The sequence below is a fragment of the Nitrospirota bacterium genome (genome assembly GCA_016195565.1).
Lineage (GTDB): Bacteria > Nitrospirota > Thermodesulfovibrionia > Thermodesulfovibrionales > UBA1546 > UBA1546.
The window spans coordinates 183,633-204,772 of sequence record JACPZK010000006.1; the positions used below are offsets into that span (position 1 = coordinate 183,633).

Sequence of the window (21,140 nt, forward strand, 5' to 3'; positions counted from 1 at the left end):
TCACACCTTCCAGCACATCTTCTTCGCCTTTGCCTTCTCCACCTCTTCTTTTTTTGCCTCGTATCCCTTTTTCCCCATCATGCCGTAAGTGAAGTTCTTGCCCTCCTCAACACCGGGCTGGTTAAAGGGATTCACGCCGTATAAAAAACCTGTGAACGCTGTCGCCATCTCAAAGAAATGGAATAACTGCCCCATGTGGTACGCATCTATCTTCGGAATGCTTATTGTCATATTCGGCCTTTTAATCTTTGACAGGGCAAGCTCTGTTGATTCCTGCTCTGCCTTAATAAGCTCTGAAAGCGTATGCCCTCCGAGATAGCTCGTTCCTTCCACATCCTTAAAAACTTTCGGGATTTCAAAGTCAACCCCATAATCATCAACTTTTATAAATACGACAACTTTATCCTCAGGGCCTTCCATCCATAACTGAAGCTGGGAATGCTGGTCTGTTGTGCCGAGTGACGGATATGGCGTAAGCCCTGACCCAGATTTCCCGAGGCTCTCTGCCCATAACTGACAGAACCATTCTGCTGTTGGTTTCAGTCCGTCAGCATAAGGAATCAAAACATTTATGTTTCTCTTTTCCTCCCTTTCCATGAGATAAAGCAATGTCCCGAAAAGATATGCTGGGTTTTTCCATATCTCTGCATCCGAGCATTTACTGTGAATATCCCTTGCGCCTTTAAGCATTTCATCTGCATCAACGCCTGCAACCTCGGCGCAAAGCAAACCCACAGGGCTAAGGACAGAATATCTTCCTACAACACCCTGCGGAATTGAGAGTGTCCTGAATCCTTTTTCATCTACAATCATTCTCAGGCTGCCTTTTTCAGGGTCAGTTGTCGCAATAAAATTTTTTGCTGAATCAGAAACAGCGCTGTTCATCTTATCCCACAGTATCATGAAAGACGCCATTGTCTCGGCAGTGCTTCCTGATTTTGTGATGACATTAACCGCTGTTTTTTTAATGCCTGCCAGAGATAAAATCCGCTGAAGCGTCCTCGGATCGACATTATCATAAACAAACACCCTTGGCTTCTTGTCAAGGTTGTGGAAAGGGCTCAGCGCCTCCAGTATCGCCCTCGGGCCAAGTGCAGAGCCGCCGATACCGAGGATTAAGAAGTTCTCAAATTTTTTCCTGACATCTGATGCGATTTTTTTAATCTCTGACGTGTCCTGCTCAAGAAGGCCTATAAATGCGAGTTCAGGCCTTTCTTTTGCCTTTATTCGTTTATCAATTTCATATACGACTGCCTTTATACCCTCAATCTGTCTCTCAGAGATGCCCTTCTCTCCTATCACATCCCCCATCATATTTGAAAAATTGAGCTCAAGCATAATATTCCTCCATGGATTCAGGCTTCCTTTGCCGCCTTGAATCCCACTGTAAGAAGCACAATTAGAACTGTTGTAATCCCCACAAAAATCCCGGCTATATTTATGACCTTAAGCCACATGAGTATAATCAGAATTACGAAAAGAATAAAAAGTCTTATAAGGCTGAAGAATACCAGTTTTCCGCTTACCTGCTCTCCTGTGCCGACCAGACCTCCGATGCCCCATGCAAGCCCCTTGAGATTTGCAAGGGCAAGTATCCCGCCAATCAGGATGCTCAGAGGAAGCCTCTTCCACTCAATTACAGCCGAGATTATTGCAATAGGAATCAGCGAAAAAACAGACTGCCTATATACCCTTTTTATTATTTCCGTCATCCCCATCGTATGTCTTCCTCGCCATTCTTATGAGTTCGCGAAAACCTGCAATTATCCCGATTATTAAAAAAATAATTGTAAGCCATGGATATGTTATTACACCGAGGTATTTATCGAAGAGATAATCAAGCCCGTATCCCATAGCAAGCCCGACAAAAGTCGCAAGCACAAGGTTAAGCCCTATCGTGCTTGCCTCAAGAAGCTGCCTGAATAAGGGTTTTTCTGCCATAAAAGTTAAGAACGAAAGTTAAAAGTTTTCCCTCTTTCGTATTTATGTTGAAAAATCCAAACTGGATACTCCGGTCAAGCCGGAGTATGACAGAATAAGAAGTCATTCCCCGACTTGATCGGGGAATCCAGAAGGTTTGTCATTTGTATAACTTTCAACTTCTGTTTCTTAACTCTCAACTTTCTTTTAAAGACTCGTAAGCTGCTTTTACTGTTTTCTCTATGTCCTTTTCCGTATGCGCAAGCGACATAAAACCTGCTTCGAACTGGGAAGGCGCAATATTAACTCCTCTCTTAAGCATCCCCGTAAAGAATCTTGCAAACTTTGCGGTGTCAGATGTCTTTGCAGTGTTGTAATCAAAAATATCCTTATCAGTGAAATATGTGCAGAACATAGCGCCTGCCCTGTAAAATCTGGTTTTTACGCCAGCCTTCTTTGCCGCATCAACCAGCCCCTCTTCAAGTATTGCACAGAGTTTTTCGAGTTTTTTATAGGTCCCTTTGCCTGATAGAATCTTGAGGGTTTCAATGCCTGCCGTCATGGCAAGCGGATTTCCTGAAAGCGTGCCTGCCTGATAAACAGGTCCCTCCGGCGACACCATTGACATAATCTCTTTTTTGCCTCCGTATGCTCCGACTGGAAGCCCGCCTCCTATCACCTTGCCAAGACATGTCATGTCTGGCTTTATCTTAAAATATTCCTGAGCGCCTCCATACGCAACCCTGAAACCTGTCATAACCTCATCAAATATCAGGATGATTCCGTATTTTTTTGTTAGCTCTCTAAGCGCCTCAAGGAATCCCGGGCGCGGAAGAACGCATCCGATATTTCCCACAACAGGCTCAACTATGACGCAGGCTGCTGATTTCCATTCTCTTTCAATCACTGTCTTTAATGCACCTAAATCATTAAACGGAAGAGTTATAGTATTCTGAGCATAGGACTTCGGAACTCCGGGGCTGTCAGGGACTCCGAATGTCATTGCGCCTGAACCTGCCTTAACAAGCAGGCCGTTTGCATGGCCGTGATAACATCCCTCAAATTTTATAATCTTATCCCTCTTTGTAAATCCCCTCGCAACCCTTATTGCGCTCATCGCTGCCTCTGTCCCTGAATTCACCATCCTAACCTTATCTATGGACGGATATGCCTTAATAACAAGGTTTGCGAGTTCAATCTCAAGAAGGGTTGGAGCGCCATAGCTCGTTCCTCTTTCTATCGCTGATTTCAGCGCCTTAACTACTTTTGGGTGTGCATGCCCGAGTATGAGAGGCCCCCATGAAAGCACATAATCAATATAAGAATTGCCGTCTACATCATATATCTTTGAGCCTTTTGCCCTTTTGATGAAAATAGGATTTCCGCCCACAGCCTTAAACGCCCTGACAGGACTGTTCACGCCTCCCGGCATCACAGCCTTTGCCTGATTAAAATATTTCTGAGATTTCCGATAGGTTTTCATCTTCTGAAAGTGCTCAAAGTCTATCATGAAAATATTTTATATGTCAAACATCTTCTGAATCAGCACAGAGAGACGATTATTTGACTTTACGCATTTTTTTTGGTTATTCTTCATTATGGATTGGCTCATAAAATCTGCCATTGTTACAGGCCTTTTTGCCCTAACGTTCATGCTTAACATGCCTTTTGGTTACCTGCGGGGAAAAACAAAAAGATTTTCATTGAAGTGGTTTCTTTATATACACCTGCCGATACCTTTTGTCCTGCTTGCAAGAATACTATCGAATATTGATATAACATATATCCCCTTGTTTGTATTAGCCGCAGTCATAGGCCAGGTCTGGGGCGGAAAACTGGAGTTTAAATCTTGAAAGCTAATATCCTCGTAAGCCCCCGCAAGATAGAGCTTCGTGAGTTGAAAGTTCCGGAACCCTCTCGCGGAGAAATCCTTGTAAAAATCAAGGCAGCGCTTACCTGCGGAACAGACCTTAAGGCTTTCAGCAGGGGACATCATATAATTCCGATGCCCGGAGTCTTCGGACATGAATTCTCCGGAATAATTGCGGCAGCAGGTAAAGGAGTAAAAAAATTCAGAAAAGGCAATGAGATAATGGCAGTCCACAGCGCTCCCTGCCTTAAGTGCAGATACTGCAAGAGAGGGCTTTTTAATATCTGCGAAAATATAATGGAGACCAAAGTCCTCGGAGCATTCGCAGAGTATATTCTGCTTCCGGAGCATATTGTGAAACAGAATGTATTTCGCAAACCTAAAAACCTGACATTTGAAGAGGCTGCATTCCTTGAGCCGCTGTCATGCGTTATACACGGAATGCAGGGACTGCAAATAAAAAAAGGTGACAGGGCCTTGATAATAGGCGCGGGGCCCATCGGGCTTCTCCATCTTCTTTTACTGAAAAATAAAGGCGCTGATGTGATAATTTCAGGCTTTGAGAAAAGGCGCCTTGCGCTTGCAAAGAAACTCGGCGCTGCGTCAGCAGTAACACCCGATAGCATTGAATCCAATGTAGAAAGTTTTACCGGGGGGTTAGGCGTTGACTATGTATTTGAGTGCACAGGCCAGCCTTCCGTATGGCAGTCAGCGGTATATTATGTCAGAAGGGGCGGAACAGTTATTTTATTCGGAGGATGCAAGACAGGCACAACAGTGACTTATGATACGAGCAGGCTTCACTATGATGAGATAACATTAAAGGGAGTATTCCATTTCACGCCTGCTGATGTTAAAGAGGCGTATAACCTCCTGAAAAAACGGCAGATACCTGTATCAAAGCTGATATCAGGGCAATATCTCCTGACCGATACTGAAAAGGCATTTTTGAAACTCATGGAAGGCGAAGGGATAAAATATGCGATTATTCCCTGAAGCTGTTCCATCACCTCTGAGCCCCTATCTTCACTCATCTATGATAAAATAGTTCACAGCAAGAAGGAGGTTGTTATGCCCAAGACAATAGAAGCTATATATGAAGACGGAGTTTTCAAGCCATTAAAAAAGATACGGCTAACTGAGCATCAAAAAGTGGAGTTAAATATCTTTACAAAAGACGAGATTGATAATATAACAAAAACGGCCCTCGATATTATAGGAATCGGCAAAAGCACATTCAAAGATACCGCACAAAAACATGATGAATATCTTTATGGTAAAAAACGCCACCTCTTAAAGAAAGTCCAATGATAGTATTTGTTGATACAAGCGCATGGGTTGCGATTGCAGACAAAAATGACCAGTATGCAGCAGAAGCAAGCAACCTTTATAAAGACCTTATCTTTAAACGAGAGCAACTTACCACTTCTGATTTCGTTCTTGTAGAAACCTACAATCTCCTTTCGCAAACCATAGGAAGCAAAGCCACAGTAAGTTTTGGCAATAAACTAAAGGCTATCCCTTTTTTAAAATTAATTTCAATAACTCTCAGTGATTGGGAAAGAGCATGGGAAATCCTTGACAAGTATGGGGATAAGAATTTTTCTTTTACAGATTGCACAAGCTTTGCTTTAATGGAACGATTAAAACTTAGAGATGCTTTTACTTTTGACGCTCACTTCACTCGGTATGGGTTTAGTCGAATCCCATAAATTTTAACAATGAAAGTTGCTAAACTCTACAGTTTTAATGATATCAGGATTGAGGATATTCCAATTCCGGAAATTGGTCTTGGAGACGCCCTCATAAAGACACATGCCTGCGGCATATGTTCCGGCGATGTGATGCCGTGGTATATAGAGAAAAAGGCTCCGGTTGTCATCGGGCATGAGCCCACAGGCGAGATAGTGGAAGTCGGCAAAGACGTTACTTCATTTAAACCCGACAGCAGGGTGTTCACGCATCACCATGCACCGTGTTTTACATGCAGGTTCTGCAGGCGCGGTGATTATGTCCAGTGCGAGACATGGAAAAACACAAAGATAATTCCCGGAGGGATTTCAGAATATATTCTCATACCTCAGATTAATCTTGAAAATGATACACTGCGCCTTCCTGATACGCTCAGCTACGAAGACGGCACTTTGATAGAGCCAACTGCATGTGTTGTTAAAGCTCTGAAAAGAGTCGCCATAAGAAGAGGAGATACTGTCCTTGTTATAGGGCTTGGCTTCATGGGACAGTTAAATGTCCTGCTTGCAAGGAAATACGGCGCAGGCAGAATCATCGGAGCTGACATGGTTCAGTTCAGGCTTAATAAGGCAAAGGAACTCGGCGCAGACGAGGTGATTGATGTTTCAAAAGACAAGCTCATTGATGCCCTTAAAGAATTAACTGAAGGAGAGATGGTGGATGTGGTTGTGGTCGGGCCGAACAGCGCCGAAGCAATGAAACAGGGAATTGAATGCACAGGCGCAGGAGGAAAAGTCTTATTCTTTACGCCTGCAAAGCCTGATGAGAAACTTATAATTGACCCGAATGAACTCTATTTCAAAGATATAAATATTGTTACAAGTTACTCCTGCGGCCCTACAGACACAGTGGATGCGCTTGAAATAATAGAGAACGGAATTGTAAGCGCTGAAAAGCTTGTTACGCACAGATTCCCGATAGAAAAAACTGCCGAGGCATTCAGATTAACGGCAGAGGCAAAGGATTCGCTAAAGAGCGTTATTGTGTTTGAATAGAAGAATTTGACCCCTTTCCCCCCACAGTTTAGCCTTCCGCCCTTCCCGCCCTTGACAAAAGCATCGGTTATAATTACCATATATTATGGTTATATTACCAACTATTATGGTAAGAGAGGTTTGAATGCTGGAAGGATTGTTCGGGAATGTAATAATTGAGAAAATTCTGTTCTTTCTCTATGTATATGGCGAGGGGTATCCCATGGGCATGGCAAGGGTCTTTGGAGTGCCGGTAAACAGAATCCAGCAACAGCTTAAACGGCTTGAGAACGGCGGGGTTGTCGCAAGCCGGCTTGTCGGAAAGGTAAGGCTCTATACATTTAACCCGAGATTCCCTCTTCTGAAGGAACTAAAGGAGTTGACGGCAAGGGCTTATGAATTTGTTCCTAAAAATGAAAAAGACAGATATTTCACTATGCGCAGAAGGCCGAGAAGGGCAGGAAAACCATTGTGAAAACCGATTGGGAAAATATAGGAATTAAAGAACTCGCTTCTATCATATCCAGCAAGCTCAATGAGAAAGGGATTGATGCAATTCTTGTAGGCGGCGCCTGCGTTTCTATACTATACAAAGAATAAATATCTTTCTATTGACCTTGATTTTGTATCTTCCGCCACAATAAAAGAAATTTCTCCGGCGCTTTCAGAACTGGGGTTTGAGAGAAAAAGCTCTCGTCATTTTGAAAGAGAAGACTGCCCTTTCTTCATAGAATTTGTCTCTCCTCCCGCAGCCATTGGCAGCGAACCCATTAGAGGAAAAACCGTTCTACAAACAAGGCGCGGGAGCATTTTCCTGCTCACACCAACCGACAGCGTTAAAGACAGGCTTGCCGCATATTATCACTGGAATGACCCTCAGGCGCTGGAGCAGGCATTAATGCTTGCAAAGGCGCAAAAAATTAATCTGCAAGAAGTAAAACGCTGGTCAGAGAAAGAAGGGCATAAAGATAAATATAATTTTTTCCTGAAGGGGCTGAAGAAAAGCAAATAATTTTCCATTAACATCCGAGGCAAAAGACACGCTGAAGAGTGTGACTGTGTTTGAGTAATCTTTTTATGCTATGAAACTAAGATTAAATACCCCGTTGCCTTTTTAGTTTTACTTAATCCATCCAGTAATACAAAACTTTTTTAGTTTCGCTGAGTTTTTTGCCATCAAATAATCGCATTTCATATGAAACTTCATAAGCGCTATTGTTGTAAGTAACTAAAACTTCGTATACCCCGTTTTGGTCTAAGTCAACAATCCCAATAATTGATGATATTTTTTTAGTTTTTGTTAAAAGTTTTGATTTTTTTTCGTCGGTAATAAACAAAAAAGATGTCCATTCATCATCCTTATCCCCTTCGGTTTTAAATCTCTCTATATTATGATGCACTACACTTAAAAAATCATACTTTGTTTTTGAATTAGGCAAGGAGATATTTATAGCTTCATCAATATAAAATGTCTCACCTGATGACAAATGTTTTCTAATACTTTCAGAATATTTATTTGCATAATCTTTCGGTAGCTTTTTAATGGAGCCCACCGAGTCTGCCGAAGGATATTTAGCTCTCACACCAAGCAATGAGTCAGAAGCACCATCAAATCCAATTTTTTTATTCAGGCGAAGCAGGGCACAAGAGACTTCATTCGCATAGCCACACGCTTCTAAAATTTGTGTAACAGTTCCTTTAACTATTCCAGAAGACGCGGTAATTATAAAAATTTCATCTCCTAATTTGACGCTGTCTTGATCATTTTCTTGGGGAATAATAGCCACCGCCCCTTCACCTTCTAATTTGCCTTCGTGGAATTCCGCACCAAGATAATCTATTGAGCGAATTAAAAGGTAATGATCAAAAATAGTTTTTTCTTCAGCAACAGAAATATGAAATCTACCAAAACTAATAAACAAAACTATCAGCACTACGAAAAGTTTGGCGCCACAACTCATATTTCCCATACCCTTCTTAATTTTAAAATTCCCCTTTCCAATCCTGCCAGCATTATAACAAAAAAAGAAAAAATGGTGAATAGACTGACAATTTGATAGAATGCATCGAATGGTTACGCTCGGCAAAAAAACTCAAAATAGAAAAATAAATCATGCAGACAGCAAACTATGGACAGCGACCGGTTTTTTACAGCAGGAAAATCATCTATCAATCAAACAATGCTTCAAAGTCCCTTGGAGTGATGATTTTGACGCCTCTAAAGTTTTTCAGCACAAGCAGATCAGCATCTCCTGTTACAAGATACGCCGCCTTAGCCGCGAGAGCGCAGGCGAGGACGTTGTCGTCATCGGCATCCCTGCAAATGTCCGTAATTTTGACGTTGTGCTTAATGACATGGTCAATAGCCTCGCTGACAGGCTCCATTGCTGAAGCTGTTTCATCATGTGAAAGGCGAAATTTCTTTGAGAGGATGCGCCGGATTTCGGCCATAATGAACGGGCATGAGACGAGCGAAAATTCCCGGCTGCGGGCCCTGTGCAATAATTTTGCGCAAACCCCTTCTGTGATGATTGCCGCAATGAGCACATTAGTGTCAAATACGGCAATCATGATATCGCTTTAAAAACATCCTCTTCACTGACGATGCCGAGTTTCTTTGCCTTTGGGCCGAGCTTTTTCTGCACTGCCCTGAGCTTTGTTTCCCACAGGAACAGACTTAGAGACTCCTTTACGATGTCGCTCTTGTTGCGCCCTGTGCCTTTTGCAAACCTATCGAGTTCCTCGGACATGTTTTCAGGCAGGCTGACAGATAATACTGTTCTCATAAAGCACCTCCTGTATTACAATACACTACAATTGCAGCGATTGCAAGGCCTCATTCGGTTGCTTTCTTCGCGATAGTGACATAGAACAGCAGCGCCAACCACCAAAATCAAACTTTAAAACATGTTAAACTATTTCATTATGACTAAGAAGAAAACTCCGATATCATGCGACTGGATAGCTGGGCATATGCCTGTTAAAGGGAAAAAGACCAACAAGAGCAGACTCTACAAACACAGCGGCAAATTCAGATGGCAGGGGATAAAGGCCGAGAAATATAAGCTGATCAGTGGAGACTGGGCAGATATTGCGAGACAGACATTAATCGGAAATAAAGAGGAGACAGCTAAGTTTCATGTCAGGTATTTTGAGATAGCGCCCGGCGGCTGCAGCAGTTTTGAGAGGCATAAGCACGAGCATGTGGTTATATGCGTGAGAGGCAAAGGCAAGGCTATTGCCGGAAAGAAAAGTCATATCCTGAACTTTCTTGATACGCTTTACATGTCTCCAAACACACCGCATCAATTAAGGAATCCGTTTAAAGCGCCATTCGGATTTTTCTGCATAGTCAACGCAAGAAGAGACAAGCCGAAGACATTGAAACATAAATGTGCTTGATTTATTATTCATATGAAATCGTATAATACTTTTATGCAGTCAATCCTTTTCAGACCTGCTGCTTTAATAATCTTGATTGCAGCCGTTCTTATGTTTACAGGTCTGCCTGAATATGTCTTCGCTGCGCCTGCTGAAAAGCCTTGCTGCGATGACTGTAATAAAGGCGCGAACCCAAATTCTGTTGATTGTTCCACTCCAGATTGTCCGCATTTCTTGTGCCTTTCAATTAAGACTGTTTCACCCTTTATATTATCTGTTTCAGCAGAAGGTGTTTATATTCCTCGATTCGCAGAGGAACTGTCTTTAAAATCAATTCCCAGACCTATCTTTCATCCTCCTACAATTAGTTGACCTGAAATTTGAAGCTTCACACAATGTCATTGCGAGGAGCGGAGCGGCGAAGCAATCCCGTTTTTTAGATTGCCACGCCTTCGGCTCGCAATGACAAAAGTGAAGAGCATCGCACTACACTAACAGGATATGTTGAATTTAAATCTTAGGAGGTCATCATGAAAAAGTATATCTTTGTCGTTATGGCAATTATTCTCATAGCAGGAATTGTCTTTGTGAGCTTAAGTAATGGAAAGACTAAAGCAATAAAGAAAGACGGGATATTGAGTGTCAACGATATTCAGGCAGACCCCACGGCTTATAAAGGTACCGTTACCATCACAGGAGTCGTTGCGGCAAGGCCTCCGTCTGATCCAAAAATCTTCGCCATAATAGAGACAACAGAGGCAAAAATCTGCAAACAGACAGGCTGTGCAAGGTTTTATCTCCCTGTAAAGTACGAAGGCGAGACCCCGAAGGTGTGGGATGAGGTGAATGTTACGGGGAGCTTTGCTGAAGGCAAATTGCTCTTTTTAGCCACAAAGGCGGATGTCCTGAGACATCTTACCTTTTAAGGAGTAAAAAATGAATATCACAAAACTCGTATTAAAGAATATCACACGCAGAAAGGGAAGGTTTATCTTCACACTTCTCGGAATAACCATCGGGATAGCCTCTTTTGTAACCCTCTTATCCCTTGGAGGTAGTCTAAAAAACGAGATTAAAAAACAGGCAAGTGAACTTGGTGCAAATCTTATCGTAACACCCAAGGGCTGGTGCGCCTATGAGCAGGTCTCGGTCTTAACAGGGGAGCAGCTGCCTGAGGCAATACCTTTTGATGTAGTGAAAAAGATATCTGCCATAAAAGGGCTGAAAGCGGTCCCCTATCTTACAGAGAGGACAGCAATAAAAAACAATCCTGTCCCTGTAATCGGCATCCTTCCTGATGAGATGAAGGCATTTAAGGGATGGGATATAGAGAAAGGCGAATACTTCTCTTCAAAGGATGAAAAGGCCGTTATCATTGGCTCAGGCATCGCACAGCAGTTCAAATTGAATCCTATGAATGAGTTAACAATTAGGGGAGAGAAATTTCCTGTGAAGGGAGTTCTTAAAGAAACAGGGAGTAAGGATGACATTGCTATATTCATGCCCCTTTCGGTTGCACAGAGACTTTACAGTGCGGGTGATAAAGTCTCATTTATAGCGGTAAAGGTGGATGATATTTCAAAGACGGATGAGTATATACTGAGGATTCAGGAAACCTCCAATGTCGCCGTGGTCTCTGATAAACAACTCCTTAAATCTGTGCTTTCTATTGTAGGCACTGTCAGCCTTACCCTTCAGCTTATTGCAGCGGTTGCCATTCTTGCCGCAGCCTTTGGGATCATAAATACTATGATGACTACAATTTACGAGAGAAAGCGTGAGATAGGGATTCTCCAAGCCATCGGAGCAAAGAAGGTCACAATCTTTAAGGTCTTTCTCCTTGAGTCAGGTTTCTATGGCCTTCTTGGAGGCATCATTGGAGTGGCTTCAGGTCTTGTCTTTTCTTCCATCGCCTCTCCTTATATATCCCAGAATGAGTTTACTGCCTTCTTAAAAGGTTCAGAGGTTGCTGTAGCCTTTGATTTAAGACTTGTCCTTTGGTCATTGATTTTCTCCCTTTTTGTCTCTCTCGTCTCAGGGCTTTACCCTGCATGGAGGGCGTCAAGACTCACACCAGTGGAGGCGATAAGCTATGAATGATATGATCATCAAAACAGAAAATCTGATCAAAACCTACAACTCCGGCAAGGTGAAAACTTCTGCACTGAAGGGCATCAGCCTTGAGATACCGAGGGGAACATTTTCATGCATTATAGGGCCATCAGGTCATGGAAAAAGTACATTGATGCATCTTTTAGGCGGGCTTGACAGACCGACAGATGGTCGTGTCTTTGTTGAGGGCATGGATATTACAAGATTGAGCAACAGCAAGCTTGCGGATTTGAGGGCAGAAAAGATAGGATTTGTCTTTCAGTTCTTCAACCTCCTCCAAAACCTCACAGCAGAGGAGAATGTGGAGACTGCCATGATGTTTTCAAAAAATAGGAACAAATATAAGGAAAAGGCCTCAGGGCTTTTATCATTAGTCGGTCTTTCAGACAAGCTTGATGCAAAGCCATCTGAATTATCAGGCGGGCAGCAGCAGAGGGTTGCCATTGCACGGGCACTTGCAAACGACCCCGATATATTGTTAATGGATGAACCAACAGGAAACCTCGACTCAGAATCCGAGACAGAGGTCATTGGTCACATTTCCGAGTTGCATAAAAAAGGGAAGACCATTGTTATCGTTACCCACAATGGAGAAATAGCAAAAAAGGCAGAGATGGTTTTCAATATCAGGGACGGAAAGCTTAAGGGGTAGTATCTTGACCATGCCGCATATCTCGGAAGAGAGCTTGAGAAGGCATATCTCTCCATAATTTATGGTTTTAAATATACCCAGGACAGCGCATAGTTTCTTCTTGACCTTCTATCTAAGTGGAAGGTTTATAATTATTACCATGAAAAGATTCTTTATCGGAGATATAGCGAAGAAGTTTGGATTGAATCCACGCACCATCAGGTATTATGAAGCGATTGGAATTCTTCCAAAGGCAACAAGGACAGAAAGCGGCTACAGGGTTTATACTGATGAGACTATTGAAAGATTGGAGTTTATCCTCAAAGCCAAAACCCTCGGCCTCAAGCTCAGCGAGATAAAAGAAATAGTGCTGCTCCATGAGAAAGGCGAAGTTCCGTGTGAATGCACAAAGGAGTTTATCAGAAATAAAATCTCAGAGATTGAAGATAAGATTAACAACCTGACAGAGTTGAAAGAAAGACTCGCCAAACTTTTAAAACTTAAAAAATACAAGTCTCTCCCCAAATTCATCTGTCCAATTATTGAATCAGAAAAAACCTCTTGACTCTCCATCCCACTGGATAGTTTACGCTGTAATTAGAAGGGAGGTGAGTAATAATGAAAAAGTTATTATTTATTCTCACGCTGATAGTTGCGCTCGGACTGAGTTCTTTAGGGTTAGCTGGGGACTGTCCTCTGGAGGGAACTCCACAGTGCCCGAAGATACCACCATGCTGTCAGCAGTAACAGCGAAGTAAGGGGATTTCATAAGGGGGACTTTGTCTCCCTTATGCCCCAGGGGAAGTGATGGAGATGTCAAAAAAGAGAAAAGTTGAGGTCTTTATAGCAGGATGTCCGCTCTGCGATGAGACAGTGAATCTCGTAAAAAAGCTTTCCTGTCCGAGCTGCGATGTGACGGTCTATGACCTGAGAAAGGAAGGGATGGATAAGGCGAAGAAATATGGAGTTAATTCTGTGCCTTCGGTAGTTGTGGATGGAAAGATTCTTGATTGCTGCAAAAGGAGAAAGCCCATAGAGGCTGACCTTAAAGCAGCAGGCATAGGGACTTCACTTTAAGAGAGATATTTCTTGATCTCCTGAAAAAAGTTCTTGACCCTGGAGTATACTCCATGGTTTATACTTTAAATATAAGCGAGGCTGGAGGATGAAATATTTGACCATAGGGCAACTGGCAAAGAAGGCAGGTGTGAATATTGATACCATCCGCTATTATGAAAAGCAGGGACTTATCCCAAAGCCATCACGGCGTGAGTCCGGCTATCGGCAGTATTCTCAGGATTCGGTCAAACGCATACTTTTCATAAAGCGGGCAAAGGATCTCGGTTTCTCTCTCAAGGAAATCTTTGAACTCCTCTCTTTGCGCCTTGACTCCAGAACAAAATGCGGAGATGTAAAGAAACGGGCAGATATTAAAATTGCTGAAATAGAAGGAAAGATCCAGACCCTCCGGCGGATGAATGCAGCGCTTGTAAAGTTAGTAAAGGCATGTGAGGAAAATAAACAGGCCGGTGAGTGCCCTATACTGGAAGCACTGGATATGAATGGAGGAGAAAACTTATGATCCCAATTGAAATTAGTCCACAGAAAAGTAGTGTGTTCCGATGCCCGTCCTGCGGCAATAATGGCAAGGCTGTTAAGACAACCACTCTTTACTCACTCATCAAGAAGGAAAGGCAGGACAGTATTACTGACTCCCGTTATTTTTTCTGCGACTCAAAAGGGTGTGATGTAGTTTACTTTACAGAAAACGGGAACCAGACCTTTCACAAACAAGACCTGGTTGTCAGGGTTGGAGTCAAGGAAGATTCTCCCCCGCGACCGGTCTGTTACTGCTTCAATCACACTGTTGAAGAGATATTTGATGAGATTCAACTGACCGGTAAAAGCACGGTCATGGATGACATAAAGTTACATATGAAAAAAGGTGGTTGCTCCTGTGAGACCAGAAACCCACAAGGTTCATGCTGCATGGGAACTGTGGAATATTTTGTAAAAGAGGCATTTCGCCAGTTTGGGAAAACTGAGAGAGGAGGTGAGTTTATGAAAGAAAATTTGCACAGAATAGCAGAGGATTACTGCTGTTCTAAAGTGGAGAAAGGTTCTATGGAAGGTGTGAGGAAGACAAACCGTTTTGCTTACTTAGGACCTTTAGGGGGTATTATATCAGCTATATTAGCTTCTCTTTGCTGCGTTGGGCCTTTTGTCCTTGTAATGTTGGGAGCCAGCGGCGCATGGGTCGGAAATTTAAGGGCCTTTGAGCCATACCGCCCAATTTTTATCCTGTTCACTATGGGTTTTTTAGGTGCAGGATTTTACAATGTCTATAAAAAACCCAAGGATGACTGCAAGCCGGGGAGCCTTTGTGCTGTCCCGCAGACAAAAAAGGTAGGGAAGATTGTCCTCTGGATAGCCGCAATCCTTGTGGTATTTCTGCTGCTTCTTCCTTACCTGATTGGTCTTCTGGTGTAGCAAAACAATTGCCGTTATAAAACCTTATGCAAAGTTAAAAAGGAGGATTTTGTTATGAAGAATGCATTTAAGATTTACAGAATGGTCATTTCAGCTTTTGTCCTGATGGGACTGGTTTTCTTTACCATTTCCATGGACAATGCATGGAGCGCTGAGGGAAATTTAAAGCAGGTAACGCTTAAGGTTGAAGGCATGACATGCGCTGCATGTCCAGCGGCTGTCAAGGCAGCATTGAAAAGACTTCCGGGTGTAGTCAATGCGGATGTGAGTTTCAAAGAGGCAAAGGCAACGGTAAGTTATTATGAAGGTAATGCGACCGTTGAACAGATGATAAAGGCAATTGAAGACGCCGGATACAGCGCCCATAAAGAACCTCTTTGAGGGGGGTTAAGACATGTAGAGGAGAGATAAGGTTTATTTATTTTTTGCTTAAAGTTGAATGGTTGTTCAATTATGGAAAGGAGAAGGATATGATGCGCAATTGGATGGGAGGAGACTGGATGTGTGGATACAGTATGGGCTGGGGATGGTTTGGTCTTATCTTTATGATAGCCTTCTGGGCGCTGGTAATCTTAGGGATTGTCTACCTTGTGAAAACACTTGCCGGTAGAGGCTCAGCACCTACAAAAGAAGAAACACCTCTTGATATTCTCAAGAAGAGATATGCAAAAGGTGAAATTGATCAGGAAGAGTTTATCAAAAGGAAAAAGGATTTAGAGTAGAGGGTTGATTTAGACATGAAAATTCGGGTAATATGAGAGGACATGAAAAATTTCAATAAAACAGCAAAAGGTTTGCTTATCTTATTCGTCCTGGCAGCCTTTTTAATCATTCCATTTGTTGACAGTATCGCCTGTGATGACTGCATGTCTCCGTCCACAGGGAAAGGTGCTGATGTTAAGCATCTCTGTCCATTATGCTTTAATGCTACTGCTGATGTTAATTTTCACGACTACAGCCCTACTTTTGAAACTGCATCATCAGTCCATGAGGCAAAATCTATAGCCTTTTTAGAACCTACATTTTCAATCAACAAACCGCCTCAGAATTAATCGTTAATCAAATCTGACAGCAGCCTTAACTTCTGTGTGTTTTAGATTGTTAGAATATTATTGTAAATTTGGAGTTAATCAATGTTGAAACTCTCTTTTTTATATATACTGATGCCGTTAACCATGTTATTCCCACCCGTCATTCATGGCCAGGCATATGGCCAAACAAGGACGCTCAATATTATCTATACAGGCGGCGTAAATGGCGAGCTTGAACCATGCGGTTGTTCTCCAAAAACAGATTTTGGAGGTGTTGCAAGACGCGCAGGTTACCTTGCCGAACATCGAAAGACGCTTTCTCCTTATATTCTCATTGATGCCGGGAATTTTTTAGATAAGGATACCCCTCAGGGGAAGCTCAAGGCCGAGGCAATGCTGAAAGCCTTCAGCATTATGAAATATGATGCAGTCGCTTTTTTAAAAATGGAAAAGGAATTCCCTTACAGCTTCTTTTCCGGTCTTTTAAAAAAATATAAAATCCCTGTTATCTCTGATATGCCCCAATATAAACAGTCTATCTCAATTAAACGTGATGCTTTTGTTGTTAATGTCAGCGTAAACCCGATGAATTATCAAAAGGGCAGATTGAATGTCCTTCTTACAGACCAGCCTATTCCCGAGATTAAACACCTGAAGGGATGGAATGTCATAATACTCTCATCAGGAGAAATACTTGAAGAGCCTATCAAGGCAAATGGAACGATTATTGTAAGCGGTTATCCAAAAGGAGAGAGATTGGGCATCCTGACACTGCAGTTTGACAGCGGTGGAGAGGTCTTAGAATCTAAACACAAGTGGCAGGCCCTTGGCAAAGATATAAAAGAAGATATAAATGTCCGAAAGGTTCTAAAGAAATATGATGCAAAGATTGCAAAACTTTTAAAAGATGACTACAAACCACCAGCAGATACACCTTACCTTGGTGTTTCTAAATGTGGAGAGTGCCATCAGCCTTTTGTTGAGAGCTGGAAGAAGACACGACATGCCGGCGCCTTTTCTTCGCTTGAGCGGGTGGGCAAGTCAGCAGACCCTGAGTGCATAAAGTGTCATACTGCAGGCTTTGGTGAGAAAGGAGGTTTTTACAGCGCTAAAACAACGCCAATGCTGACAAATGTTCAGTGTGAGGCGTGTCATGGATCAGGGAGAGAGCACCTTCTGAACCTTTCGAAGCCGATGCAGCCGGTGGCGGAATCTCTCTGTCTAAAATGCCATACAAAGAGCGCAAGTCCTGATTTTAATTATCCGGTTTATATGGAGAAGATCAAACACAAATAATTGGAAAATAAAGAAAGATTCAATGTTCAAGATTCAATATTCAAGACTTAAAATCGAATTTTGAATGTTAAATTTTGAATGTTAAAGAAGGAGGAACATGATGTTTAAAAAAATGCTTTTAGTGTTACCGTTGTTAGCCGTGGCGTTTTCGCCTTTAAGTGCAGAGGCCGAGATTTTTATAAAAGGTGTCTATACCAAACTACCGGTGCATCAATTTAAATTTGATGGGAAAACAGTCGAGGTAATAGAATTTATGAGCTTCTACTGTGACGGTTGTTATTCCTTTGAAAAGGCAATCCCTGCTATCAAAGGAAACTTCCCAAAAAAGATTAAATGGAAGACCGTACCAATCTACTGGGGCAAGGGTTCTCCAAAACCGGGAGAGGCGTATTTTCTTGCGGAGGAGGCCGGCAAAGGAGAAAAGATGAAGGAAGCCCTTTTCCGTGCCCACTTCGTTGAAAAAAAGAACATAGGCGATGTAAAAGTTCTTGAGGAGATAGGGAAAAAAATAGGGCTTGGCCTTGATTTTAGCAAAAGACTGAGAGCGGGGGATAAGGCAAGAGACGTCCAGAAGGCGCTGGATATGGCTGGTGCGTACGGCGTCGAGGAAACCCCTACTTTAATCATCGCCGGTAATATTATGACAAATCCCCATGCGTTTAATCATAATATTGAAGCCTTCAGGGAAAATGTTATGATGATTCTCGGGAGTATACTTAAATGAAAAAGATGATAATAATCTTGATGCTTATTATTGCTGGATTAGCGCTTTTCTTTTTTATGCCAAAAGAAATAGAGAGGGTACACAGGGCTATGGCTGCAGTCGGCCTTAAAGCGCCTGACTTTGAGTTGCCGGAATTAGACACCGGCAGCAAGGGTTCGTCTATGATATGGAGGCTCTCGGAGTTAAGGGGTAAGGTTGTATTTATAAACTTCTGGGCCTCCTGGTGTGATGAATGCAAAAAGGAAAAGCCTGCTATGCAGAGGCTTTATGAGAAGATGCAGGGCAGGCCTTTCCAGATGCTCACAATCATTTACAGGGATGATGCAAAAAAGGCTGTCGATTACATGAAGATAAATGGCTATCCCATGCCTGTGCTTCTTGATTACGACATGAAGGTTGCCAGAAACTATTGGGTCAGAGGGGTGCCCGAAACATTTATCATTGATAAAGAAGGCATTGTAAGAGAGAAGATAATCGGTCGAAGGCAATGGGACAGTCCTGAAGCTATAGGGCTCATTGAGAAGCGGCTATAGTGACTTCTTGCGAAGATATGGAATGAGGAAACCGTTTATGAATCCAGATAGAGAAAAGATATTTACCATAAAGGGTATGGACTGTGCTGACTGTGCCATGAAGATTGAAAAGGCAGTCTCTAAGATTCCCGGCGTAAAACTTGCCCATATCTCTTTTGCTACCGAAAAACTAAAGGTGGTTTCTGAGACTCAATTAGATGAAATGCAGATATTGGATGTTATCAAGAGAATGGGTTACTCTGCCCAGGCGGAAGAACCATATAGGGCTATAACCTTGAATATAGAGGGGATGGACTGTGCTGATGAACAGGAAGTTATCGAGAAGAAGATGAGGGCATTAAATGGCAGTAAGGATTTTGATATCTATCTTATGACTCAGCAGCTCAAGGTATCTTATGACCCGGCGCTTATTTCAGTTCAGGATATTATTAAATCAATTGCTGAAACTGGGATGAAGGCGTCTCTGGTAAGGGATAAAAAAGAGAAAGGAAAGTCCTGGTGGAAAGAAAAAAGGCAGATGCAGTTACTCATTATCTGCGGCCTCTTAATAGTCATTGCCTTTCTTCTGGAGCGTTTTGGACTTTCTCATGATAAGGCAAAAGTCGTATATGGATTTGCAATACTCACTGGCGCCTACTATCCGGCAAGGATGGGGCTTTCCGCCTTGAAGACTTTGACACTCAATATAAGACTCCTGATGGTGATAGGCGCAGCAGGGGCTGTTGCGCTGGGCCTGTGGGAAGAGTCCGCCCTCCTTGTCTTTATTTATTCTCTTGGCGATGTCCTTGAAGCCTATGCTGTTGATAAAGCACGGGGAGCGATCAGGGCCTTGATGGAACTCGTTCCGAAAGAGGCGCTTGTGCGCAGAAATGGCAATGAGATTGTCCTTCCCACCGAAGAGATCAATGTTGGTGATATAGTTATCGTGAGGCCGGGCGAGAAGATTCCTATGGATGGCAAGGTGATAGCCGGCGCCTCCTTTGTGGATCAGTCTCCAATCACAGGGGAATCAATCCATGTAGAAAAAAAGATCGGTGACAAGGTTTTTGCCGCCACGATCAACCAGAGAGGCTTCCTTGAAGTGAGAGTGACGAAGAGGGTAACAGATACAACACTTGCAAAGATTATCCACTCTGTTGAAGAGTCTCAGGCAAGAAAGTCTAAGTATCAGCGTTTCGGGGAAAGATTCGGGAAATACTACACACCGGCGATGTTCGCCTTAGGTATTGGAATAGCATTTATCCCCCCTTTATTCTTTGGAGGAGATTGGCAATCCTTTATATATCGCGGCCTGGTGGTCTTTGTGGTCTCCTGTTCCTGCGGCCTTGCCTTATCAGTTCCAATATCTGTTGTGGCTGCGATCGCAAATGCCGCGCGAAACGGTGTCCTATTTAAGGGCGGCGCTTATCTGGAGGTCGCAGAAAAACTCAGAGCCATCGCCTTTGACAAGACAGGAACCCTTACCATTGGAAGGCCTGCGGTTACTGATATAAGCGTTCACAATAATCTCTCTGAAAAAGAGGTTCTTTCTATAGCAGGCAGCATAGAGTCCCGTTCTGAACATCCTATAGCAGAGGCAATCGTAAGAAAAGCAAAAGAGGCAGAAGTTACCCTGCTACCAATCGAAGGATTTGAGGCGATGGTAGGATTGGGGGTAAAGGCACGGCTTAATGGTGACATATATTTCATCGGAAGCAGGCGACTCTTTTTAGAAAAAGGTATTTCATTAACTCAGGCACAAAACGAAGAGGTATCTCGCCTTGAAAACGAAGGGAAGACTGTTTTGCTCTTAGGCAGTGAACACAACCTATTAGGCATGTTGGCAGTAGCTGACAAATTAAGAACTGACGCAGAAGAGACTGTAGCAATATTAAGAAGATCAGGAATAAAGGTAGTCATGCTCACCGGTGATAATGAGGAGACAGCAAAGGCGATCGCCCATCAGGCAGGGGTGGATGAGTATCTGGCTCAACTCTTACCCGAAGATAAAGTCGAGACGGTAAAAAAGCTTAAACACAGGTATGGCAGAGTTGCAATGGTTGGAGATGGCGTGAATGACGCCCCTGCCATGGCTGTCTCTGATATCGGAATAGCAATGGGAGCAGCAGGAACGGATGTGGCTATGGAAACCGGAGACATTGTTCTGATGTCTGATGATCTCTCTAAAATCCCTTATGCCCTAAGGTTAAGCCAGAGATCAATTAAAAACATCCGTCAGAATATAATTGCCTCTTTAGCCATCGTGGCCTTCTTGATCCCGGCAGCCTTGATTGGATGGATCGGCCTACTGCCCGGACTGCTTCTTAATGAGATTAGCGCCCTAATAGTAATTGTTAATGGCCTCAGGTTACTGAAATGAAGGTATATTTACATTGCTTGTTTAAGACAAAAAATTTTATTATATAAAAATCAAAAATTCAGCCAAT

At 42.8% G+C, this 21,140-nt stretch carries 29 protein-coding genes and 1 pseudogene; 22 read left to right on the forward strand and 8 right to left on the reverse strand.

What is annotated here, in order from left to right:
- From HY035_02940 to hemL, 4 genes are all read right to left on the reverse strand, one after another.
- Complete coding sequence (locus tag HY035_02940; protein ID MBI3377347.1) at positions 1-1,338, reverse strand: glucose-6-phosphate isomerase; 1,338 nt, start codon at positions 1,336-1,338, stop codon at positions 1-3.
- A gap of 17 nt (positions 1,339-1,355) precedes the next feature.
- Positions 1,356-1,712: a hypothetical protein gene (locus tag HY035_02945; protein MBI3377348.1), complete on the reverse strand. Its 357-nt coding sequence runs from the start codon at positions 1,710-1,712 to the stop codon at positions 1,356-1,358.
- Positions 1,684-1,941 (reverse strand): AtpZ/AtpI family protein, encoded by a 258-nt coding sequence (locus tag HY035_02950; protein ID MBI3377349.1) that lies wholly within the window; start codon positions 1,939-1,941, stop codon positions 1,684-1,686. The genes HY035_02945 and HY035_02950 overlap by 29 nt, the downstream gene beginning before the upstream one ends.
- 175 nt (positions 1,942-2,116) lie before the next feature.
- On the reverse strand, positions 2,117-3,403 hold the full coding sequence (gene hemL, locus HY035_02955) for a glutamate-1-semialdehyde 2,1-aminomutase (protein ID MBI3377350.1): 1,287 nt from the start codon (positions 3,401-3,403) through the stop codon (positions 2,117-2,119).
- A gap of 115 nt (positions 3,404-3,518) precedes the next feature.
- Between hemL and HY035_02960 the strand changes: the two genes are divergently transcribed.
- From HY035_02960 to HY035_02990, 7 genes and pseudogenes are all read left to right on the forward strand, one after another.
- Complete coding sequence (locus HY035_02960) at positions 3,519-3,773, forward strand: hypothetical protein (protein ID MBI3377351.1); 255 nt, start codon at positions 3,519-3,521, stop codon at positions 3,771-3,773.
- On the forward strand, positions 3,770-4,786 hold the full coding sequence (locus HY035_02965; protein ID MBI3377352.1) for an alcohol dehydrogenase catalytic domain-containing protein: 1,017 nt from the start codon (positions 3,770-3,772) through the stop codon (positions 4,784-4,786). The genes HY035_02960 and HY035_02965 overlap by 4 nt, the downstream gene beginning before the upstream one ends.
- A gap of 75 nt (positions 4,787-4,861) precedes the next feature.
- Entirely contained in the window at positions 4,862-5,101 is a 240-nt protein-coding gene (locus HY035_02970; protein MBI3377353.1) for an antitoxin family protein, read from the forward strand.
- The gene (locus HY035_02975; GenBank protein MBI3377354.1) at positions 5,098-5,502 is read left to right on the forward strand and encodes a PIN domain-containing protein; all 405 of its coding nucleotides are present in this window, start codon (positions 5,098-5,100) and stop codon (positions 5,500-5,502) included. Before HY035_02970 ends, HY035_02975 begins: the two co-directional genes overlap by 4 nt.
- Before the next feature lie 9 nt (positions 5,503-5,511).
- Complete coding sequence (locus HY035_02980) at positions 5,512-6,537, forward strand: alcohol dehydrogenase catalytic domain-containing protein (protein ID MBI3377355.1); 1,026 nt, start codon at positions 5,512-5,514, stop codon at positions 6,535-6,537.
- 124 nt (positions 6,538-6,661) lie between these two features.
- Entirely contained in the window at positions 6,662-6,991 is a 330-nt protein-coding gene (locus tag HY035_02985) for a winged helix-turn-helix transcriptional regulator (GenBank protein MBI3377356.1), read from the forward strand.
- Positions 6,988-7,528: pseudogene (locus HY035_02990) on the forward strand (hypothetical protein). Before HY035_02985 ends, HY035_02990 begins: the two are co-directional and overlap by 4 nt.
- 112 nt (positions 7,529-7,640) lie before the next feature.
- On the opposite strand, the gene HY035_02995 reads toward HY035_02990, so the two are convergent.
- From HY035_02995 to HY035_03005, 3 genes are all read right to left on the reverse strand, one after another.
- On the reverse strand, positions 7,641-8,486 hold the full coding sequence (locus HY035_02995; protein MBI3377357.1) for a hypothetical protein: 846 nt from the start codon (positions 8,484-8,486) through the stop codon (positions 7,641-7,643).
- Positions 8,487-8,685: 199 nt separating this feature from the next.
- Positions 8,686-9,087: a putative toxin-antitoxin system toxin component, PIN family gene (locus tag HY035_03000; GenBank protein ID MBI3377358.1), complete on the reverse strand. Its 402-nt coding sequence runs from the start codon at positions 9,085-9,087 to the stop codon at positions 8,686-8,688.
- Positions 9,084-9,302: a CopG family transcriptional regulator gene (locus HY035_03005; protein ID MBI3377359.1), complete on the reverse strand. Its 219-nt coding sequence runs from the start codon at positions 9,300-9,302 to the stop codon at positions 9,084-9,086. Before HY035_03005 ends, HY035_03000 begins: the two co-directional genes overlap by 4 nt.
- 139 nt (positions 9,303-9,441) lie before the next feature.
- Here HY035_03005 and HY035_03010 point away from each other — a divergent pair, with 139 nt between their 5' ends.
- Positions 9,442-9,918 carry a cupin domain-containing protein gene (locus tag HY035_03010; protein MBI3377360.1) on the forward strand — a complete coding sequence of 159 codons (477 nt, stop codon included), beginning with the start codon at positions 9,442-9,444 and terminating at the stop codon, positions 9,916-9,918.
- Positions 9,919-9,926: 8 nt separating this feature from the next.
- On the opposite strand, the gene HY035_03015 is transcribed toward HY035_03010, so the two are convergent.
- Positions 9,927-10,112 (reverse strand): hypothetical protein, encoded by a 186-nt coding sequence (locus HY035_03015; protein ID MBI3377361.1) that lies wholly within the window; start codon positions 10,110-10,112, stop codon positions 9,927-9,929.
- A gap of 315 nt (positions 10,113-10,427) precedes the next feature.
- Between HY035_03015 and HY035_03020 the strand changes: the two genes are divergently transcribed.
- The 14 genes from HY035_03020 to HY035_03085 all read left to right on the forward strand — a co-directional run bounded on the left by HY035_03020 (position 10,428) and on the right by HY035_03085 (position 21,073).
- Entirely contained in the window at positions 10,428-10,823 is a 396-nt protein-coding gene (locus HY035_03020; protein ID MBI3377362.1) for a hypothetical protein, read from the forward strand.
- 10 nt (positions 10,824-10,833) lie between these two features.
- A complete protein-coding gene (locus HY035_03025; GenBank protein ID MBI3377363.1) occupies positions 10,834-11,997 on the forward strand; it encodes an ABC transporter permease in 1,164 nt (387 codons plus the stop codon).
- A complete protein-coding gene (locus HY035_03030) occupies positions 11,990-12,661 on the forward strand; it encodes an ABC transporter ATP-binding protein (protein ID MBI3377364.1) in 672 nt (223 codons plus the stop codon). Before HY035_03025 ends, HY035_03030 begins: the two co-directional genes overlap by 8 nt.
- Before the next feature lie 139 nt (positions 12,662-12,800).
- Complete coding sequence (locus HY035_03035) at positions 12,801-13,205, forward strand: MerR family transcriptional regulator (protein MBI3377365.1); 405 nt, start codon at positions 12,801-12,803, stop codon at positions 13,203-13,205.
- A 248-nt stretch (positions 13,206-13,453) separates the two neighbouring features.
- Positions 13,454-13,717 (forward strand): thioredoxin family protein, encoded by a 264-nt coding sequence (locus HY035_03040; GenBank protein ID MBI3377366.1) that lies wholly within the window; start codon positions 13,454-13,456, stop codon positions 13,715-13,717.
- Between the two features lie 88 nt (positions 13,718-13,805).
- Positions 13,806-14,222: a MerR family transcriptional regulator gene (locus HY035_03045; protein MBI3377367.1), complete on the forward strand. Its 417-nt coding sequence runs from the start codon at positions 13,806-13,808 to the stop codon at positions 14,220-14,222.
- A complete protein-coding gene (locus tag HY035_03050) occupies positions 14,219-15,130 on the forward strand; it encodes a hypothetical protein (protein ID MBI3377368.1) in 912 nt (303 codons plus the stop codon). Before HY035_03045 ends, HY035_03050 begins: the two co-directional genes overlap by 4 nt.
- Positions 15,131-15,235: 105 nt before the next feature.
- Entirely contained in the window at positions 15,236-15,511 is a 276-nt protein-coding gene (locus HY035_03055) for a heavy-metal-associated domain-containing protein (protein ID MBI3377369.1), read from the forward strand.
- Between the two features lie 89 nt (positions 15,512-15,600).
- Positions 15,601-15,852: an SHOCT domain-containing protein gene (locus tag HY035_03060; protein MBI3377370.1), complete on the forward strand. Its 252-nt coding sequence runs from the start codon at positions 15,601-15,603 to the stop codon at positions 15,850-15,852.
- Between the two features lie 42 nt (positions 15,853-15,894).
- Positions 15,895-16,182 (forward strand): hypothetical protein, encoded by a 288-nt coding sequence (locus HY035_03065; GenBank protein ID MBI3377371.1) that lies wholly within the window; start codon positions 15,895-15,897, stop codon positions 16,180-16,182.
- 81 nt (positions 16,183-16,263) lie between these two features.
- Positions 16,264-17,457 carry a hypothetical protein gene (locus HY035_03070; GenBank protein ID MBI3377372.1) on the forward strand — a complete coding sequence of 398 codons (1,194 nt, stop codon included), beginning with the start codon at positions 16,264-16,266 and terminating at the stop codon, positions 17,455-17,457.
- A gap of 97 nt (positions 17,458-17,554) precedes the next feature.
- Entirely contained in the window at positions 17,555-18,181 is a 627-nt protein-coding gene (locus HY035_03075) for a DsbA family protein (GenBank protein MBI3377373.1), read from the forward strand.
- Positions 18,178-18,714 (forward strand): TlpA family protein disulfide reductase, encoded by a 537-nt coding sequence (locus tag HY035_03080; GenBank protein ID MBI3377374.1) that lies wholly within the window; start codon positions 18,178-18,180, stop codon positions 18,712-18,714. Before HY035_03075 ends, HY035_03080 begins: the two co-directional genes overlap by 4 nt.
- Before the next feature lie 22 nt (positions 18,715-18,736).
- The gene (locus tag HY035_03085) at positions 18,737-21,073 is read left to right on the forward strand and encodes a heavy metal translocating P-type ATPase (GenBank protein ID MBI3377375.1); all 2,337 of its coding nucleotides are present in this window, start codon (positions 18,737-18,739) and stop codon (positions 21,071-21,073) included.
- Positions 21,074-21,140: the final 67 nt, after the last annotated feature.

What these genes read in the sequence shown, in the direction of transcription:
- HY035_02940 (MBI3377347.1), bottom strand. Translation starts at nt 1,338, where the DNA reads ATGCTTGAGCTCAATTTTTCAAATATGATGGGGGATGTGATAGGAGAG.
- HY035_02945 (MBI3377348.1), bottom strand. Translation starts at nt 1,712, where the DNA reads ATGACGGAAATAATAAAAAGGGTATATAGGCAGTCTGTTTTTTCGCTG.
- HY035_02950 (MBI3377349.1), bottom strand. Translation starts at nt 1,941, where the DNA reads ATGGCAGAAAAACCCTTATTCAGGCAGCTTCTTGAGGCAAGCACGATA.
- hemL (MBI3377350.1), bottom strand. Translation starts at nt 3,403, where the DNA reads ATGAAAACCTATCGGAAATCTCAGAAATATTTTAATCAGGCAAAGGCT.
- HY035_02960 (MBI3377351.1), top strand. Translation starts at nt 3,519, where the DNA reads ATGGATTGGCTCATAAAATCTGCCATTGTTACAGGCCTTTTTGCCCTA.
- HY035_02970 (MBI3377353.1), top strand. Translation starts at nt 4,862, where the DNA reads ATGCCCAAGACAATAGAAGCTATATATGAAGACGGAGTTTTCAAGCCA.
- HY035_02975 (MBI3377354.1), top strand. Translation starts at nt 5,098, where the DNA reads ATGATAGTATTTGTTGATACAAGCGCATGGGTTGCGATTGCAGACAAA.
- HY035_02980 (MBI3377355.1), top strand. Translation starts at nt 5,512, where the DNA reads ATGAAAGTTGCTAAACTCTACAGTTTTAATGATATCAGGATTGAGGAT.
- HY035_02985 (MBI3377356.1), top strand. Translation starts at nt 6,662, where the DNA reads ATGCTGGAAGGATTGTTCGGGAATGTAATAATTGAGAAAATTCTGTTC.
- HY035_02995 (MBI3377357.1), bottom strand. Translation starts at nt 8,486, where the DNA reads ATGGGAAATATGAGTTGTGGCGCCAAACTTTTCGTAGTGCTGATAGTT.
- HY035_03000 (MBI3377358.1), bottom strand. Translation starts at nt 9,087, where the DNA reads ATGATTGCCGTATTTGACACTAATGTGCTCATTGCGGCAATCATCACA.
- HY035_03005 (MBI3377359.1), bottom strand. Translation starts at nt 9,302, where the DNA reads ATGAGAACAGTATTATCTGTCAGCCTGCCTGAAAACATGTCCGAGGAA.
- HY035_03010 (MBI3377360.1), top strand. Translation starts at nt 9,442, where the DNA reads ATGACTAAGAAGAAAACTCCGATATCATGCGACTGGATAGCTGGGCAT.
- HY035_03020 (MBI3377362.1), top strand. Translation starts at nt 10,428, where the DNA reads ATGAAAAAGTATATCTTTGTCGTTATGGCAATTATTCTCATAGCAGGA.
- HY035_03025 (MBI3377363.1), top strand. Translation starts at nt 10,834, where the DNA reads ATGAATATCACAAAACTCGTATTAAAGAATATCACACGCAGAAAGGGA.
- HY035_03030 (MBI3377364.1), top strand. Translation starts at nt 11,990, where the DNA reads ATGAATGATATGATCATCAAAACAGAAAATCTGATCAAAACCTACAAC.
- HY035_03035 (MBI3377365.1), top strand. Translation starts at nt 12,801, where the DNA reads ATGAAAAGATTCTTTATCGGAGATATAGCGAAGAAGTTTGGATTGAAT.
- HY035_03040 (MBI3377366.1), top strand. Translation starts at nt 13,454, where the DNA reads ATGTCAAAAAAGAGAAAAGTTGAGGTCTTTATAGCAGGATGTCCGCTC.
- HY035_03045 (MBI3377367.1), top strand. Translation starts at nt 13,806, where the DNA reads ATGAAATATTTGACCATAGGGCAACTGGCAAAGAAGGCAGGTGTGAAT.
- HY035_03050 (MBI3377368.1), top strand. Translation starts at nt 14,219, where the DNA reads ATGATCCCAATTGAAATTAGTCCACAGAAAAGTAGTGTGTTCCGATGC.
- HY035_03055 (MBI3377369.1), top strand. Translation starts at nt 15,236, where the DNA reads ATGGGACTGGTTTTCTTTACCATTTCCATGGACAATGCATGGAGCGCT.
- HY035_03060 (MBI3377370.1), top strand. Translation starts at nt 15,601, where the DNA reads ATGATGCGCAATTGGATGGGAGGAGACTGGATGTGTGGATACAGTATG.
- HY035_03065 (MBI3377371.1), top strand. Translation starts at nt 15,895, where the DNA reads ATGAAAAATTTCAATAAAACAGCAAAAGGTTTGCTTATCTTATTCGTC.
- HY035_03070 (MBI3377372.1), top strand. Translation starts at nt 16,264, where the DNA reads ATGTTGAAACTCTCTTTTTTATATATACTGATGCCGTTAACCATGTTA.
- HY035_03075 (MBI3377373.1), top strand. Translation starts at nt 17,555, where the DNA reads ATGATGTTTAAAAAAATGCTTTTAGTGTTACCGTTGTTAGCCGTGGCG.
- HY035_03080 (MBI3377374.1), top strand. Translation starts at nt 18,178, where the DNA reads ATGAAAAAGATGATAATAATCTTGATGCTTATTATTGCTGGATTAGCG.
- HY035_03085 (MBI3377375.1), top strand. Translation starts at nt 18,737, where the DNA reads ATGAGGAAACCGTTTATGAATCCAGATAGAGAAAAGATATTTACCATA.